This is a genomic window from Methylobacterium durans (assembly GCF_003173715.1).
In the GTDB taxonomy this organism is placed as follows: Bacteria; Pseudomonadota; Alphaproteobacteria; order Rhizobiales; family Beijerinckiaceae; genus Methylobacterium; species Methylobacterium durans.
In genome coordinates this window covers 826,611-842,695 of the sequence record NZ_CP029550.1, presented here as the reverse complement: position 1 = coordinate 842,695, position 16,085 = coordinate 826,611, and the positions used below count along the sequence as shown (strand labels likewise).

17 protein-coding genes, 1 pseudogene and 1 other annotated feature are annotated in these 16,085 nt (G+C 65.5%); of the genes and pseudogenes, 11 read left to right on the top strand and 7 right to left on the bottom strand.

Going from position 1 to position 16,085, the window contains the following annotated elements:
- Nucleotides 1-171: 171 nt before the first annotated feature.
- A complete protein-coding gene (locus DK389_RS03930) occupies nucleotides 172-1,572 on the bottom strand; it encodes a hypothetical protein (protein ID WP_162560480.1) in 1,401 nt (466 codons plus the stop codon).
- 1,160 nt (nucleotides 1,573-2,732) lie between these two features.
- On the opposite strand from DK389_RS03930, the gene DK389_RS03925 reads away from it, so the two are divergent.
- The 7 genes from DK389_RS03925 (at nucleotide 2,733) to DK389_RS31980 (ending at nucleotide 6,857) form a co-directional block, all read left to right on the top strand.
- Nucleotides 2,733-3,694, top strand: a protein-coding gene (locus tag DK389_RS03925) for an IS630 family transposase (RefSeq protein ID WP_109887523.1) whose coding sequence is annotated in 2 segments (ribosomal slippage) — nucleotides 2,733-3,081 and nucleotides 3,081-3,694 — 963 coding nt in all. Because the reading frame shifts where the segments join, the coding sequence is not laid out codon by codon here.
- 262 nt (nucleotides 3,695-3,956) lie between these two features.
- Nucleotides 3,957-4,229 carry a hypothetical protein gene (locus tag DK389_RS03920; RefSeq protein ID WP_194075157.1) on the top strand — a complete coding sequence of 91 codons (273 nt, stop codon included), beginning with the start codon at nucleotides 3,957-3,959 and terminating at the stop codon, nucleotides 4,227-4,229.
- A protein-coding gene (locus tag DK389_RS03915; RefSeq protein WP_418291967.1) for an IS3 family transposase occupies nucleotides 4,198-5,381 on the top strand; the annotation gives its coding sequence in 2 pieces (ribosomal slippage) (nucleotides 4,198-4,492 and nucleotides 4,492-5,381; 1,185 coding nt in all). Before DK389_RS03920 ends, DK389_RS03915 begins: the two co-directional genes overlap by 32 nt.
- A gap of 5 nt (nucleotides 5,382-5,386) precedes the next feature.
- The gene (locus DK389_RS03910) at nucleotides 5,387-5,533 is read left to right on the top strand and encodes a hypothetical protein (RefSeq protein ID WP_194075156.1); all 147 of its coding nucleotides are present in this window, start codon (nucleotides 5,387-5,389) and stop codon (nucleotides 5,531-5,533) included.
- 126 nt (nucleotides 5,534-5,659) lie between these two features.
- The gene (locus DK389_RS03905; protein WP_109887521.1) at nucleotides 5,660-5,902 is read left to right on the top strand and encodes a hypothetical protein; all 243 of its coding nucleotides are present in this window, start codon (nucleotides 5,660-5,662) and stop codon (nucleotides 5,900-5,902) included.
- A gap of 217 nt (nucleotides 5,903-6,119) precedes the next feature.
- Nucleotides 6,120-6,677, top strand: coding sequence for a hypothetical protein (locus DK389_RS33830; protein WP_236960592.1), 558 nt, complete (start codon nucleotides 6,120-6,122; stop codon nucleotides 6,675-6,677).
- A 33-nt stretch (nucleotides 6,678-6,710) separates the two neighbouring features.
- Nucleotides 6,711-6,857 (top strand): hypothetical protein, encoded by a 147-nt coding sequence (locus DK389_RS31980; RefSeq protein WP_162560479.1) that lies wholly within the window; start codon nucleotides 6,711-6,713, stop codon nucleotides 6,855-6,857.
- 142 nt (nucleotides 6,858-6,999) lie between these two features.
- On the opposite strand, the gene DK389_RS03890 is transcribed toward DK389_RS31980, so the two are convergent.
- Nucleotides 7,000-7,248, bottom strand: coding sequence for a hypothetical protein (locus DK389_RS03890; protein ID WP_109887520.1), 249 nt, complete (start codon nucleotides 7,246-7,248; stop codon nucleotides 7,000-7,002).
- Nucleotides 7,249-7,928: 680 nt separating this feature from the next.
- On the opposite strand from DK389_RS03890, the gene DK389_RS03885 reads away from it, so the two are divergent.
- Complete coding sequence (locus tag DK389_RS03885; protein ID WP_109895993.1) at nucleotides 7,929-8,729, top strand: hypothetical protein; 801 nt, start codon at nucleotides 7,929-7,931, stop codon at nucleotides 8,727-8,729.
- A 123-nt stretch (nucleotides 8,730-8,852) separates the two neighbouring features.
- Nucleotides 8,853-10,082 (top strand): annotated as a pseudogene (locus DK389_RS03880) (IS3 family transposase).
- Nucleotides 9,134-9,251: a sequence feature (AL1L pseudoknot), on the top strand. (Overlaps the previous pseudogene by 118 nt.)
- Before the next feature lie 220 nt (nucleotides 10,083-10,302).
- On the opposite strand, the gene DK389_RS03875 reads toward DK389_RS03880, so the two are convergent.
- Genes DK389_RS03875 through DK389_RS03865 form a run of 3 tightly spaced genes read right to left on the bottom strand, consistent with a single transcriptional unit; the run spans nucleotide 10,303 to nucleotide 11,558 of the window.
- Nucleotides 10,303-11,034: a Crp/Fnr family transcriptional regulator gene (locus tag DK389_RS03875; protein ID WP_109887519.1), complete on the bottom strand. Its 732-nt coding sequence runs from the start codon at nucleotides 11,032-11,034 to the stop codon at nucleotides 10,303-10,305.
- Between the two features lie 39 nt (nucleotides 11,035-11,073).
- Nucleotides 11,074-11,304 carry a hypothetical protein gene (locus DK389_RS03870; RefSeq protein WP_162560478.1) on the bottom strand — a complete coding sequence of 77 codons (231 nt, stop codon included), beginning with the start codon at nucleotides 11,302-11,304 and terminating at the stop codon, nucleotides 11,074-11,076.
- Nucleotides 11,305-11,321: 17 nt separating this feature from the next.
- On the bottom strand, nucleotides 11,322-11,558 hold the full coding sequence (locus DK389_RS03865) for a DUF6894 family protein (RefSeq protein WP_162560477.1): 237 nt from the start codon (nucleotides 11,556-11,558) through the stop codon (nucleotides 11,322-11,324).
- Between the two features lie 303 nt (nucleotides 11,559-11,861).
- On the opposite strand from DK389_RS03865, the gene DK389_RS03860 reads away from it, so the two are divergent.
- Nucleotides 11,862-12,998 (top strand): DUF2336 domain-containing protein, encoded by a 1,137-nt coding sequence (locus DK389_RS03860; RefSeq protein WP_162560476.1) that lies wholly within the window; start codon nucleotides 11,862-11,864, stop codon nucleotides 12,996-12,998.
- A gap of 468 nt (nucleotides 12,999-13,466) precedes the next feature.
- On the opposite strand, the gene DK389_RS03855 is transcribed toward DK389_RS03860, so the two are convergent.
- Both DK389_RS03855 and DK389_RS03850 read right to left on the bottom strand, forming a co-directional pair.
- Entirely contained in the window at nucleotides 13,467-13,763 is a 297-nt protein-coding gene (locus tag DK389_RS03855; protein ID WP_109887515.1) for a hypothetical protein, read from the bottom strand.
- 367 nt (nucleotides 13,764-14,130) lie between these two features.
- Nucleotides 14,131-14,784 (bottom strand): hypothetical protein, encoded by a 654-nt coding sequence (locus DK389_RS03850; RefSeq protein ID WP_109887514.1) that lies wholly within the window; start codon nucleotides 14,782-14,784, stop codon nucleotides 14,131-14,133.
- A 120-nt stretch (nucleotides 14,785-14,904) separates the two neighbouring features.
- Between DK389_RS03850 and DK389_RS03845 the strand changes: the two genes are divergently transcribed.
- Nucleotides 14,905-15,540 carry a hypothetical protein gene (locus DK389_RS03845; protein ID WP_109887513.1) on the top strand — a complete coding sequence of 212 codons (636 nt, stop codon included), beginning with the start codon at nucleotides 14,905-14,907 and terminating at the stop codon, nucleotides 15,538-15,540.
- Nucleotides 15,541-16,085: the final 545 nt, after the last annotated feature.

The window sequence follows — 16,085 nt, the reverse complement described above, 5'->3', positions numbered from 1 at the left end:
CCCCACCCGCCAGGCCAACCACCCTGCGCGCTCGCAGCTCCGTTGCTTAGCGGCACAAGAATGCCATGCACTGCCGTCGGTTCGGTTTGGGCATGCCGCAACGGACATTTCGTCCTTGGCAGGCAGTATGGGCCTGTCGCAAACGGGATCGCGCGCTTTCCGACACCCGCGTCAGGGGTGCGTGGAGCCGAGTTCGATCGTTGTGCAGTTCAAGTGCATCGGGTTCGTAGTGGCAACCCCCGCATTGCAGCCGCGCTGCTCGCCGATGAAGACGCGTGTTCCTCCCGTCCCGAGCGGGAGGAGAAAGCCGATCGGACGTGTGTCCCCGTTGAGGTGGCGCGGGTTGGTGCTGACCACGCCGGCATTCACGCCCGCCGTCAGACCTACGTACAGTGCCGCTCCTCGCCCCGGATCCGTCTTCACCGTCGAGCCGATCGGGCGGGTGGCGCATTGCATATGCCCCGGATTCGTCGTCACGACGCCCGCATTGCAGCGGGGCTCCGCCCCCACGAAAAGGGCCTCGCCGACGATGGCGGAGGGGGGTGCTTCGCCAGCCCGGCCGGAAGCGGGCGCCGGCTCGACTGGGCGTTCTGCCCGCGGCGTTCGCGTCTCCGCCGCTCCGTGTGCCCGGTGCAGGGCCTCGATGCCGTTGCGCACATCGTCCAGGGTGCCGACCAGCGTGAAGCACCGGAATGTCCGATCGCCGGCCGGGACATCCGACTCGCGGAACACGCAGTTCCACTTGACCGTCGCGTTCCCGGGGCCCGGCAAATCCGCGAAGCTGAAGCGGCCATAGCCGACGGCGGGCTGCCCGCCCCTCGGCGGATCCGGGGTGAAGACACCCATGGCGTGCGTGCCATCCGGCGTGGCCAGGATAACCGGCAGGGGCTGTTCGCCCGGCCCTTCGGACAACGGCGCCATCTGCTGGGTCGCAGGATCGTAGGTCCAGAACTGCGAGAAGTCCGGCGGCATGTAGCCTGTCAACACTTCGAAGGCCCCGGTCGCGTGAGGGCGCGGCAGGTGAAACGTCGCCACGTACTCGATCGCGTTCTCCACGCCGCCGAAACCGAGGGTGACGCGCTTTGTCAGCGTGTAGTCCGAACGGGGACTCGCGTAAGGCCCTGGTCCTCTGGAGCAGGAGCCCAATGTTTCCCGCGGGCCGAGCCAGAACGCCATCTGGCTCTCCGTCTCGAGCGTGCGGGCTGTCATGCGAAGGGTGCGGAGCAGCGTGGTGCTCGCCTGTCCCGCACCGTCGCGGTTGCTGCCTGCCTCCGTGGGGTTCAGGCATTCGCCGTAGCCGTCGAACGACGCCGCCGATTGCAGTTCGCGGCCATGGTCGAAGGCATTGATGAACTGCCGCCCTTCCCAGGTCAGGCTGTCGATGGCGCCCGCCGTCCGAGAGGAGATGCCGAGGACGATCTCGGATCGGCCGAAGGGTTGCCGGATCTCCAGCCGCCGGTCGGCACCGGGCCATCTGACGGACGGCGCATCCTCTGCGCGGAGAGTCATAGGCTGCAGGGCCAGGATCGGGAGCGCAAACATCAGCGCGCGTGCGGCGGTGGAAATGCTCATGGATGCTCGCTTCGCTTTGATCAACGCGTCCTGATTTCGCCAGCTTGCACAGAGCGTAAGGGATAGATGGGCGGTTCCAATAGAGCTTACCTCAGGGGACACTCCATTCCAGGTGAGCCCTCTCACGGCAGCCGTCGATGAGCTTTCGGGGCCTGCTACCTAGTAGCGCGAAGCACATGGCTGCAGAGGGCTGCGCTGCATCAGCTAGCGGCCACGGGTGGCGAGGCTGAACTCGATCGGCTCTGGTTCGAGAGAGGTTGGCGCCGGCTCGCTGACAGCCGCAACGGCCGGTGACTGAGGCGGTTCGCGTCGCCGTCTCTCCCGGGCAGGTGGGAGGGCAACGTAGCGGCTGAGTTGGTGAGGTCGGATCATCTTGGCAGCACGCAGGCCGCGACGATGGGCCTGCTTCTGCGAGGGAGCCGGCGCAAAGACCAGAGGCGGTGTAGCGCTAGCAACCAACTCAGGTGAGGAGCTCCCGGCCTCCACCGTTGCTGCGGCCAGGGCAGGAACGTCCTCGCGTCGTGCCGGCGGGTCAGCCCAGGTGTGAGCCGCTGCCCCGGGCCGACCAGCTTCAAGGCTGATAGTGCCCGTCCGCTCCAGCATAGCCGGGCGCGCAACTGTTTCGCGACGGTTTGGAGCCGCGACGTAGATCCCGATCAGAAGGGCTACAGCCGCCAGGGACATTCCAATGATGGCTGCAAGCTTCATCGTCGAGCAACAGACCGTCGCGGGCTTGCGTTCCCAGCCGCCTTGGTCATGGCCGCGATGGGGTTTTCGAGGGTGTCGCGGAACGAGCGGTCCCGCTACCTCCGCCGAAAATCGGCCGGCAAAGCCGACGGAGCCGCTCTCGATCACCGCGAGTAGCAAGGACCGCCACATAGAGCCGCCGACTGACCCCGCGGTGAGGCTGATCACTGGCGCGTGATTGGCCAGCTCGGTTCCAACATGTCTCTGAAGAACCGCGATACGAGACTATTGTGCAGCGCGGTCAGAAGGTTGTGGCCTGGCTATAACAGATGATGGCGTATGTCATAAATTAATTTGGATCAAATTGGAGCTCTGCGCCTTGAATGGCCGTATTCTGTCGCGACTTAGAGCAGGTCCCGCGCTGCTTGAGACGGTTTTGCGGGCGCGGCGTTGATGGGTGAAGGAGCATGCCCATGCCTTCACCTTTGTCTGTGGACCTGCGCGAGCGGGTCGTGGCTGCCGTGGCGGCAGGTGCCTCCTGCCATCGCGCTGCAGCCCGCTTCGGGGTCAGCGTGTCGAGTGCCAGCCGCTGGTGCGGGCAGTCTGCCCGAGACGGGCACGTCGCGCCAAAGCCGATGGGCGGCGATCACACCTCACAGCGGATCGAGGCGCATGCCGGGCTGATCCTGGCGATCTCTAGCCACGAGCCGCGTCTCTTCCTGCGTGAGTTGCGCGACCGGCTCGCTGAGCAGGGCGTGCAGACCAGCACGAGCGGTCTGTCACGCTTCTTTGCCCGCCACGGGATCAGCTGGAAAAAGGGGCGACGCACGCAGCCGAGCAGGAGCGTGCTGACGTAAGAGCGGCCCGCGAGGCTTGGTTTGAGGCCCAGCCCGAGCTCGACCCGGACCGGCTGGTGTTCCTGGACGAGACGGCCGCGGCCACCAACATGGCGCGCCGCTACGGCTGGGCCCCGCGCGGCGAGCGCTGCCGGCTCGCAGCCCCGCAGGGAGATTACAAAACCACGACCGTCACGGCCGCCCTGCGCACCCGCGGGCTGTGTGCCACCGCGCTGTTGGATGGCCCCACGAACGGCACGCGCTTTCGCAACTACGTCACCGAGACCCTGATCCCGGTGCTGCAGCCTGGTGATATCGTCGTCATGGACAACCTGCCCGCCCACAAGGTTGCCGGCGTGCAGGACGCGATCGAGGCTGCGGGAGCGCGGCTCATGTACCCGCCGTCCTACAGCCCTGATCTCAACCCGATCGAACGAGCCTTCGCCAAGCTCAAGGCCCTGTTGCGCACCGCGGCGGCTCGCACGATCCCAGATCTCTGGGCGGCGATCCGGCAGGCTTTCACCCGCTTCACCCCGCAGGAGTGCCGCAACTACCTCGCCGCAGCTGGGTACGAGGACGACTTGGCCGTCGCTACGTGACCGGGAACAGCTCTAGTTGCGGTGCGTCAGGGGTCGCGAACTCCTTCGCTGCCTAAGGTCAGCGCGTATATATTCTCATAAGTGCTGACTGAATACATAATCCTTACAGGCAGGAGACAACATGGCTCTCGACCAGAACAACGCCCAGGCCAAGTAGCGCGAGCAGAACGAGAAGGCCGCCGATACCGCCAAGGCGAACATCGACCGGACTGCCGAGCAGGGCACGCAGTTTGCGGATGCCGCCCGCGATGGTGTGAACAAGATGGTCGATCTCAGCGAGCGGGCGACCGAGAACACCAAGCAGGTCGTGCAGCGGAGCGTCGAGACCGCTTCGCAGCAAGCGCGGGAGGCGGCCGAGCGCTTCACCAAGACACTTGGCTTCACCGGCGAGGACAGCGAGCGGCTGGCCCGTCAGTCCAAGCAGAACATGGAGGCGGTCACTGATCTTCCTCTGAATGAGTGGACACCTCTGCTACGCTCCTACGGGGGCTGGAAGGTGTCTGATGGGGACAACGAAACGAACGTTCACGCCTGAGTTCAAGCGTGAGGCCGTGGCCCTTCTGGAGAGCAGCGGCCGGCCGCAGATGCAGATCGCAGCCGAGCTTGGCATCCAGCCCTCGATGCTGCGGGCCTGGCGCGCGAGCCTACAGGACAGCCCGCCACGTGTGGTCGGCAGTGGGCCTACGCCTGTGGCGGCTTCGCCTCTGACCTCACCGGCCGATCAGGCCGCCGAGATCGCTCGCCTGCGGCGCGAACTCGATCGCACGCGCATGGAGCGCGACATACTAAAAAAAGCCATCGGCATCTTCGCGGAGGTGCCGAAATGACGTTTCGCTTCATCGAGCAGCATGGAAGCATCTGGCCGGTGCGTCTCATGTGCCGCGTGCTCGGGGTCTCGGCCAGTGGGTATTATGCCTGGCGCTCCCGGCCTGAGAGCCGCCGCGCCCAGGAGAACCGTACCTTGCTGGCGGACGTGCGACGCCTGCAGGAACAGCACAAGAGCCGCTACGGCTCACCGCGGATGCATGCCGCTCTGCGCGCGGAGGGACGCGGCGTCAGCCGAGGCCGCATCGAGCGGCTGATGCGCCGACACGGCATCCGGGCTCTGGCAGGCCGCCGCTATCGCCCGTGCACCACCGACAGCAATCATCCCCTGCCGCTCGCTCCCAACCTCCTGCAGCAGACCTTCGTGGCGGCAGCCCCCAACCGCGTCTGGCTAGCCGACATCACCTACCTGGCGACTGGCGAGGGCTGGCTCTACCTCGCGGCCGTGCTGGATCTGGCCACCCGCAAGCTCGTGGGATGGGCCATGCGCGAGCACATGCGCATCGAGTTGACCCTGGCCGCGTTGATGATGGCCACCCAGCGGCAACGGCCAGCTGCCGGGCTCATCTGTCATTCGGATCGCGGGAGCCAATACGCTGCGGCAGCTTACGGCGAGCAACTCGCCGTCGTAGGGGCGGTCGCCTCGATGAGCCGGACAGGATGCTGCTTCGACAATGCCCCGATGGAAAGCTTCTTCCACACACTCAAGGTCGAACTCGTCCATCAGCGCCGATGGGCAACCCGCGACGAGGCACGTCGCGACCTGTTCGCCTACATCGAGGGCTACTACAACCGACAGCGCCTCCACTCCGCCCTCGGCTACCGTACGCCTGAGCAAGCTGAGCAGCGCTGGGCAACGTAACCTCCGTGTCCACTGAAACAGGGGAGGATCACGAGAGCCTGCAGCACATCGTGCAAGACAGCCGCTCCATCACCGAGACCTCGGCCCGCGCCGTCGAGGAAGCCAGCAAGGCCTTCACCAACGCCACGCAGACCCCGACGCTCGTGCGCTGAGGCGCGGAAGCATCTGAACCCGGGCCACGATCCTGGGTTCACCACAAGCCAGAGGGGCGGTCGTTTCGGCCGCCCTCCTCTTTTGTCTCAGGCGCAGGCCTCGCAGACGCGCCACGTGGAGCATGCATGTACAACCCCTTTGCTGTAGCCCTTCTCGCTCTGGAGGCGCAGAAGGTTGTCGAGCTTCGGCTCATGAAGCTCGCTTGGGGTGGTTCTGAGGGCTGCGCCGAGGCCCAGCAGATGGTGAGCGAGAAGGTCGGCGCCTTCATCGAGGCGTCCGGCACGCTGCTGACGGGCGGCTCCTGCGACATGGTGGTGGCTCGCTACCGTGAGCATGTGGCTGCGAACACCAAGCGCCTGACGAGCTGAGACAAAGCCTAGAACGAGCACAGAGCCTCATAGACGGCCAAGAGTGCCGCGCAGTTGTCAGCCGCCTGCCGCGATGGAGCAGGTGCGCAGCAAACCTGCCACTCTATCGGCTCGAGGATTATTACTGACCTGCTCAGGCTGCCGCTGCGCTCGAGGGTTGGCGCTTTAAAGGGAGTGTCGCAAACTTTTCCGGAGCGCTCCTCTCGAAGGTTTCGATATGCCAGAGCCGTTAATCGTCCGAGTGCCGACCGATGGGGGGAGTCTGTCGGAAGAGTGGACTGAGGCAGCCACCATCGTTGCCCGCAACCTCGGCTTCGACAGGGCGCTGCCCGAGCTTGCCCCCGAGCACTGGCAACTCGTCCTAGCCGGGGTCGCTGATCGCATGCGCCTTCGCGGCGTCGCGCCGCCGCCCGGATGGCGACGTGCCCTTACGCGGCAGGTTGGACGTTCGGACACCAGCAGCGGCGCGGAAGCGCTCGTGCTCGCCATCAAGGCCAAGCGCGAGGAGATCGCCGCCCATGTGGCCCAGGACCTCGGGCTCGGAGATCTGGCGGGGCTCAGCCGTGAGGATCGCGCAGCAGTCGATCAGCAAACCGACGAGACGATCGAGGGATGCACTGCCGACAGCCCAGAGGCAGCTGACTGCTCGGACGCAGATCGAACAATGCGGCGGCTGCTCTCTGAGCATCGTGCCCTGGCAGAGCAACAGGCAGACGAGGACAACACGCGCTTGGCAGAGCAAGGCGAGGTCTTCGCTACAAAGGACGATGCCTGAGATATTCCCCTGCGTGTCATAGGCGCTCTGCCGATGAAGATCCCGGATCGATGGCTTGTCTGGATCGGTGCACTCGCGGGACTGGTGGGGTTCTTCATTCTCAATTTCGCACCGCTCGACGGCTTGCTGCCCATCAACCAAGGGCTGTTCGCAGCCCTCTGCAGCCTTTTGGTGAACTGACTGCTCCTCTTCCTGATCCAGACCATGAGGGACCGGCTTTGACCGCTGCCTGATGATTGCAGGCGGCAGTGTCACGCGCGGCCAGCGCCTGCCGCCCCGTGGCACCTGCCGGAGTGCACATCCCTGGAACTTACCCTCGGCTCTACCGCAGCTGCCTCTTTCTCAGAACCCAGTCGGTCGTTCTGATGCCGCCGTCGTGCTTGGTCCAAGGCAGCCGCCACGTGACTTCGCCAAACCACCACCCGAAGTGGCTGAGCGGGCCGTTGTCCCAGCTCTTCCGGTAGCCCCAGTACCGGCGGCCTTTGAGTAGGCTCTTCCACCAGGACAGCAGGAAGCGATCACCGCGAGAGCCGCCACAGGCAATGCCGCTGAAGCGCAGGTTCAATTGCATGCCCTGTCCTCCGAGGGCGCACGACGCAGCACCCGGCTGCCTGCGGCTTCATCCCCATGGCTCAGGCCGTCCGCCGAAGCGTCAGGTGCGACTCGCAGGATGAGCAGACCGCGCCTGTCTCAGAGTTTCGGCCGCGGCTTCGGCGTCGGCGTCGGAACGTCGAGGAGCTGGCCAGTGAGCGGATTGAGGATCACCATGACGGTCTCCTGAACTCGTGTGAGCTCAAGTTCAGGGAGCTAAACGGGCGAAATCTTGGCGGTTTCCGGAGCGCGCAAAGACTAGGTAAATGGTCTGTAAACCACGGGGCGATGCGCCGGGCTGCACGCTCACAGCCGCAGTCCTGCCATTCAGCCCCTGCCGAGCCGTAGCTGGCCAATGATCAGGCCGGTGAACAGGAAGGTCATGAGGAGCAGCGCGAGGCCGAGGATCGTTCGGAGCGCTCGCTCGTCTCTCATCCCTGTTTGGTCGGGCCAGCAGGATTGCGGTGCGCAAGTATATGGCCACAACGCAACGTCACTTGCTTTCTCCCGCAATGAGCGCCGTCAAATGTGACCCTCGTCACAGCTAAACCACGTTAGTTGATCCACATCTGCTGCCGGTAGCTCTGGACATCGCAAGCACCGAGAGGAGCAGCTCTGCAGGTCCTCTCGTTCAGCTCGCTCCGAACCATGGTGAGGCTCATGCTCGGTTTTTTGAAATCGCGCCTGTCCACTCCCCAGCCGCGCCGGGTCGCGGAAGTCGGCTGGGCGATCGCTGAGGCCAAGGCCGCCCTGATCTGGGACGATCCCGAGCCGTTCCGGCGGGACCTGCCCAAGCCCGCTTCCGCCAAGTCCGTGCAAGGCTGCCCCGCCGCCATCGACTTCGACGCACGCCACATCGTGGTCCGCTGCCCGGTCGACCTGAACCTGCGGATTCGCTTGGAAGAGGGCAAGCCGCCGGCCCTGGAGAATGCGGACGGCCTGCGCAGCACGGTCCGCTCCCGTCACCTCGGCCAGATGGTCAGTGTCGTCAGTCCGGCGGAATGGCGCCATCCGAAGCGGCCGATCATCCAGATCGTCACCCCCTACGTCTTCCTCGCCGACGAAGTCGTCTACCTCAACCAAGTGCCGCCCTACCTCGACTACACGCCGGAGGCTCTGCCCGGCGTGCTGATCAGCGGACGATTTCCGGTTCACGTGTGGCCGCGTCCGCTCATGTGGGCCTTCGAGTGGCACGACACGTCCAAGAACCTTGTGCTGCGTCGCGGGCAGCCGTGGTTCTATGTCCGGTTCGACACACCCGATCCGTCCAAGGCGACCCGGCTCGTGGAAGCGGAGATCACCCCTGCGGTGCAGCGCTACATTGACGAGCTCAGCGGGGTCACGAACTATGTGAACCGCACCTACAGCCTGTTCGAACGCGCCCGCAGACGCCGGCCCGAGCGGCTGCTTGTCCGGCGTGCGGCTCGAGGCGCGGTCTGTCCGATGGCTGCGCAGGCTTGAGCAGATAGCGCAGGTCAGATCCGATTGCTGGACGATCGTCCTTGATCCTCACGCCCAGCCGAAGATGAGGCTCTGAACCACCCCGGGATTTTCGGAGGCTCCAACTCTTGAGAGACTGGAGCCATGACGAAGCATATTCCACCCTTCTCCCCTGAGGTTCGCGAGCGGGCAGTCCGGCTGGTTCGGGAGCATGAGAGCGAGCACGGTTCACAGTGGGCGGCGATCCAATCGATCGCGGCCAAGATCGGCTGCTCGGGTGAGACGCTGCGGAACTGGGTCAGACAGGCCGAACGCGACGGCGGCGTACGAGCCGGGCCGACGACCGATGAGCGCGAACGGATCAAGGCGCTGGAGCGGGAGAACCGCGAGCTCCGGCAGGCCAACGAGATCCTGAGGAAGGCGTCGGCGTATTTTGCTCAGGCGGAGCTCGACCGCCGGTCCCGGTCATGATCGCGGTCACTCGATGAGCACCGCGCCACCTACGGGGTCGAGCCGATCTGCAGGGTCCTGCCGATCGCCCCGTCGACGTACCACGCTCATGCCGCGCGGCGGGCCGATCCCGGCAGACTGCCGGCTCGAGCCAAGCGGGATGCCGTGCTCATGGCCGAGATCCGGCGCGTGTACGAGGCGAACTTCCGCGTCTACGGCGTGCGCAAGGTCTGGCGGCAACTGGCTCGTGAGGGGATCGCGGTGGCCCGGTGTACGGTCGCGCGGCTGATGCGGGCGACGGACTTGGCCGGCGTCGTTCGAGGGCGCAGGGTCCGCACCACCGTCCCCGATCCTGCCGCAGCCTGCCCCCGCGATCGGGTCAACCGCCAGTTCAAGGCAGACCGCCCGAACAGGCTGTGGGTGGCGGATTTCACCTACATCGCCACCTGGGGCGGCTTCGTCTACGCGGCCTTCGTGATCGACGTCTTCGCCCGCCGGATCGTGGGCTGGCGTGTGTCGCGCTCGGCCCGGGCGGACTTCGTGCTCGACGCCCTGGAGCAGGCCCTTCATCAACGTCGGCCCTTCCCCGGCAGCGGCCTTGTGTGTCACTCAGATCGCGAATCGCAGTATGTGAGCATTCGCTACACCGAGCGCCTGGCCGAGGCTGGCATCGAGCCTTCCGTCGGCAGCGTCGGCGATTCCTATGACAATGCTCTCGCCGAGACGGTGATCGGCCTGTTCAAGGCCGAGGTGATCCATCGGCGCGGGCCGTGGCGCTCGTTCGAGGCGGTCGAGTACGCCACGCTCGAATGGGTGGATTGGTTCAATCACCGCCGGCTTCTCGAACCGATCGGCCACATTCCTCCCGCCGAGGCGGAGGCACGCTATTATGCCCAGGCCGAGGTGCAAGCCTTGGCTGCCTGACCCAAACCAAACAGCCTCCGGAAAGCTCGGAGCGGTTCACTCGCACAACGTTCAGCAGTGATCGGCAAGCGCGGAGTTCTGCCTTGGAACATCCTTGAGGACGGGGCAGACCCGTAAGGCCCTTCCGAGCGGAGCGACCCGCCTCACCCAGCCGGGACCGAGCACCTCGTGCAAGGCTCAGGGCGGACGGCATGTCTCCCGACCGGTGCTCTGGGCAGCCTCAGCCACCACCGAGCAGATCGTCCGCCGCGAGCTCAGCCACCCCAGCGGCGAGATAGCCAGGATCGAACCCTGCCAGAGCCCGCAGCCTCGGCACGTCCGTGAGGGTCAGCTTCTGGTGGCCCAGGGACACGAGCCGTTCGCTGAAGAGCGTCTGCAGGACGCGGCTGACGTGCACATGCGAGATCGCCGCGGCGTCGGCCAGATCCGCCTGCGACAGGCTCAACTCGCCTTGTCCGGTGAGCCCGACAGCTTCAAGGCGGGCCTGCAGCTCACACAGAAGGTGCGCCACGCGTTGCAGGGACGGCTGGCTGTCGTTCAAGAGCCAGGCACGGACGCGGTTGAGCTCGTCCTGCATCAGCCACCGAAGGGCGCACCTGATACCAGGATAGGTTCTGGTCAGCGTGCACAGATCGGGTCGGGACAGTTCGGCAACGCTGCATCGGGTCAGGGTGCCGACGTGCCAGGGAAGTCCGGAGGTGAAGCCTGCCGACGATCCGACGAGATCTCCGGGGATGATGAAAGCGGCAATCCGCCGTGTGCCGTCCGGCAGTGTTGCGTAACGGCAGGCAAGGCCGCTCATCAAAAGAAAGACGGGCGCAGCATGCTGGCCGATGATGTCCTGCCGGGCCGCCACGTCCTGCGGATTGACCACGAGCGACAGCAGCACGTCCTGCTCCAGATCCGAGAGCGGGCCCGCCTGTTTGAGCCGGCGGATGAAGGCGCTAGCCAAGGCGCGCCCTCTCTCGACGCGGCGTGAGCGCGTCGTCCTTCATTCCGCGCCTGTCCGAGGCGTCTCAGCCGTTGAGGGAGCCGGCTTCCGATCGCTCTCCGGCGCGATCTCGGCGTCCTGTTCGCTCTCCACCGGCTGGGCGAGCAAGTAGGTGGCCGCTCCGATGGCCGAGATGCTGCCGCCGAGCGGCGCCCACAGGAGCGCGGTCCATTCACCCATGGGCCAGAGCAGGATGATGGTCGCCACACCGCCCAGGATCGCGGCGAACATCAGGAGAAACATCCGACCTAGTCCGGCCATTCCGTCGCGAGTGATAACCTCGCGCGGAAGACGACCATCCCGCTCGCGTCCCTCACGCTGGCCGCCAAATCCCCCTGGTCGCAGTCGCCGAGCGCATCGCGGGAGATCTCAAGCAGGACCCCGATGGCCTCTTTGCGCACGGCGCGAAGGCTGAGGAGCTCCTGCCCGCCGCAGTCGAGGCTGTGCCGGCCCAGGCCGTCCACGTCGATGTAGTAGCGTGCCACGGTGCCTCTCACCCCGACGGGTGAGAGAAACGCAACCCTCACCCTCCCCTCGAGCCCATGATGAGCCACGTTGCTTCGTGGTCGCCGAAGCTATTATCGCACCGGCTGTAAGATTATAACAAGCATTTGTTAAGATTTGTACGTTTGCGATCCGAGGTTGCGCGAATGGTTAACGGATAAATTTGCTATAATTTACTCAAGCATTGCTGGCGCGTGCTCGGTTTATAACTCGCAGAGGCGAAGCGGGAACGAACGTGGGGGTGGATGGCTGTTACCCCTCGCGGAGGGGAGAGGGGCGCCGCTATGGCATCTGCCGCCGACGAGATCGCGGGTCTGAAGACCTTCCTTGCTGAGCTCGCTGTGACCGCGCACGCCTCAGCCGCCTTGAGGCTCGCGGACAGCTTCAGAGGGCCAATGAGCCCGACAGCGGCTCGGGTCTATGACGAAGCCCTCCTGCGCCTGGCTCGAGCGGAGCGCACCGAGCACCGTGTGCAGCTGTCGCGCCGCTTGGCCCCCGTCGAAGCTGGCCCCGTGCGCACCGTCACCGACCTCGCCTATGACCTCGATCCTGAGGTTGCCGCTCCGGTGCTGCGCCACTCCGTTCTTCTACGCGATGAGGATCTGGTCGCGATCGCGCAGACCCGCGGCCAAGGCCACCTCGGTGCGCTCGCGGAGCGGCGCGAGGTCAGCGAGCCTGTGACCGACGTGGTAGGCATCCGCGGCTCCTGGCCCGTGCTGCGCCAACTGGCGGCGAACAGGACGGCTCACCTGTCCGCGCGGGGCCTGGCCCGGCTTACCGTGCTCTCACGCGGAGATGGCCATATCACGGTCGCGCTGACCAAGCGCAGCGATATGCCAGCCGCGGCCAAAGGGGAATTGCGAGCCCAGTTCAAGGAGATGGCGGTAGCCCGGCGCTCCTCGTTTTGCGGCGAGCACTCGGGCGTGAGCCTCGATGCAGCGACCTCGGATGCCGTCCCGAGCTCGGCCGCTCAGGGGAGTACGGACCCGCTCTCGACCGAGAAGCTTCGCGCTGCCGGCATCCGGGTCGATGCGATCGCTCAATCGCGCCCGCTCACATGCGCCGAGGTGTCCCGATCTCTCGCGAGAGGAGAGCTGGCCGAGTCCATCGTCATGGTTGCCCGCCTCGCGGAGCAGGAGCCGGACAGCCTCGTTCAGGCGCTCAGGGGGCTGAGCTCAGTCAAGAACTTTGCCCTGCTGGTGATGCGCAGTGCCGACCTGAGCTGGGCGATGGCCGAGCGGATCCTGCGCGAGGTTGGGAGTAGGACGGATCGCGAGGGCAACCGGCCGGCCCTGAACGTAGTAGGCCAGAGAGAGGCGTATGTCGGTCTATCGAGCCAAGCGGCGCAGCGTGCTCTGCAGGCCGTCCGGCTGCGCACCGGCTTCACGATCCTGGAAGGCGGGCGATCTGAGGCGGGTTGAGAGCTTGGGGCGGCCAGACCCTGCCCGCCTGCCACCGCGGATTGGACGTTAGGGAGCCGCTCGGTTCGCATAAGGTCGCTTTATGGGACGCAAATCCGCCCCTCCGGATAGTCTCCGGAAGTCGAAAATTGCGCTGCGCAGGCCGAGCCAGTAGTGAGCCAGAAAAAACCGCCCGCAGCGGGGCGCGCGCGGACGGTTCTATACTCGCGGGCATTGTCAGGAGAGCGGCCGCGTGTATGCCGCTAGCGTGCGCCTCCGAGCCGAGTCTGTCCACGGTCGCGAGCGCACCGAAATCGGCGGCCGGTCGTGCTCGTCCAGCCGCTGGGGAACGCCGGATGGTTCGGCGCTTTGAATCCGTGCCCGGACTACTCCCCATCCCCACTTCGAGGCCGGGTACCGAACGAGCCACCTGCCCCGGTTAAGGCTGGGGCTTTTCTTTGCGCTCACATGAAGGGCCGGCTGGCTCGTTCAGGGATAGGCGGGTCTGAAGCCGCGTCTGCGGCTCAGGATCGGCCACCAGCGTCGCTTCTCTGGAACAGGAGCGGGGGCGGTCTCGGGCGGCGAATCCATTTCAGCAGCCAAGCGGTCGCGATAGGCCGTCATCCGAAATTGGATGCGCTCCATCGCCATTAGGGTCGTGGCCGCCATCAGCCGGTGCCCCTCAGAGGCGCCGGCCTTGTGCAAGCGGCTCGTGCATTCCTCTGCTTGGCGGAGCAGGTCTGCGCCTTCGGCGAGGTAGGCGTCGATCTCGGCGCGCGTGGACATCTGCAGGCTCCCTGATGCTCCAGGATTGCCAGCCAACACCCTGCTGCCGGCACCCTACTCGCGATCCAGATCGCTTGCACGTCCGATGGTATCGCCGCCCGGACGAACAGCGGCGAGGTTTAATCCGTACCCCCACAGAAGAATAATGGCGGCGTCGGATCTAGGCGTGCTAGCAAGTTGGCGTTCGGATGGTCCACAGCCAGCCGGGCGTTTCATCCAACTGCCTCAGCCTGCCCGGTTCCCCTTCCGTGGCGGGCCTTTCTTTGCCCGCCGGACTCCTGTCCTATCCTTTAGGGTATGCCCTTGTGGACGATCTGTTCGCTGCTGCAGATGCGGGGCCTCAAGGATCGAACCCCTACCTGGTTCCTCACGGCGACATGCTGGTTTGGCTGCTACCGGCCAATCTTGTGAACTCAGGCCCCACCCAAGGATGCTGCGCTTCTTCGATCGAGCAAACTGCCTTGAGGTGTGCAACAGCCGCGTCACCTCGTGCCTTGAGATCAATCCAAGCCATGGCCCAACGCGAAGAGGACGCCCAGTCCGGATCCGCATCCTCTCTGGGTAAGAACTCATAGCCAAGGTCCTGCATGAGGCGCGTCCGCGCGCCGCCCATGACCACGTATCCGTATAGGCGTTCGTAGCCGCTCTTGATCGAAGCCTCGATGAAGCGCAGCCGCAGCAGTGAGTTGAGCCCGCTACCGGCGCGCGACCGCACTGTGGCTCCGCGAGACAAGATCGGCGAAGGCCAGACGGCATGTTGCATAGGCAGAGCCATGCCATCGAAGTGCACCTGGGCATCCGCCTGATCCGTGATGACGTCGCAGCGCATGGTGGCCACGAGCACGCCGTCGCTCCAGAAGCCCAGGACATCGCCTCTCTCGTCCTCCCTGCTCCACGCGAGCTTATCGAGCAGGTCGGTGTTGCAGAGCGTGAAGTCCGGCGAGATTTTATAGGCCGCCTGCCGCAATTCAGAGACCGCTCGCGCGTCCTCGTATGTTGCGCGCCGCATGAAGTGCTGCATCAGGCAGGGAGCGATCCAAGTTTCTGGAGTGGTGAATATCTGGCAGGAGTGCGGCTGAGCCGCTCAACGAGATCTCAACTCGCTTACTGCTACGCTTAGGCAGCGACGGAGGCGATTGTCATGCTGATGAAGGCCGGGCTCACATGTGTCGGTCTAGCCCTCCTTGGCACGGCCACCTTCCAGAACCCGCAGGTGCTCGTTGGCCAGCCCGTGGCCAAGCACAACTGCCTGTTGCGAGGCCAGGAGGTCAACGACAAGCCGTTCGTCTCCTACGGCTGCTTCGAAACCTATCTGGAGGCGAAGGCCGCGTGGAAGCAGAACATCCGCTTCTTGACGGAGGTGTTCCACGCCCTCGACCGGCTGCAGTGCGAGCCCCTGATGCGCTCGGCCGAGGATTTTCGCGACAGTGGGTCAACAGAGAACCGCCTCGCCTTGGTGCGCGACCTTCGCACGCTCTCTGAGCTTCTGCACCTCGCGGCCGAGACGGCGCGCCTGACCGAGGCCTATCTGCCCGAGGCGGCATCAGGAGCGCGGGATCTGGAGCGGAACTACCTCTGGGCCGCCGCCGTGCTGGATGGTCCGCTGCGCTGGACCCTGCCGTCCGAGCCATCCGGCATGGAGAAATGGGCTCTCGCGCTGCGGACACTGATCCATGGCGTTCGCCCGAGCGTCGAGGAGCACTACCGGCTGACCCGGAACGAGTTGGACGAGTGCGACCTGGTCGAGGAGGATACCTTCCAGGTGGCCCTGCGATAGACACGGCTGACGAGATCCGGATGAGAGCGCATCACCTCGGCCTCGCCCTCGGGTTCCTCGTGACGCCAGCCCGAGCTTCCGATCTGATTGAGCTCTACCGCTGCCTGGATAGTCGCGTCGCGTGCCATCGGGAGTGCCCGCGCTGGCCCATCCGGGAGATGCAGGAGCGCTGCTTTGAGACTTGCACCGATCACCTGATGCAGTGTCGGGCGTGGGCACGCGAGGAGCGGTGAGCTCCATAGGACCGCATACGCCCCCCGCCTTCAGCTCTGAGGGCAGGGCATCGGAGTGGAGGCCGGCTCGACTGCCGTGCGCTCAGCTGCAGCCGCTTTCGCATGACGCCTGAGCGGGCGAGGGAACGGTGACAACCGCCATGCCTGCACCGAGCAGGGCCAGCGTGAACAGGGACACGATCAGGACGCGGATCATCGGGCGGTATCCTCTCCAGGTCAGCTGCAGCCGCCGTCGCAGCCCGCCTGAACAGGCGTGTGCGACAGGGTGAGGGCGGCGGCGCCGAGACCGAGCACCGACAGGGCGAGCAGGGC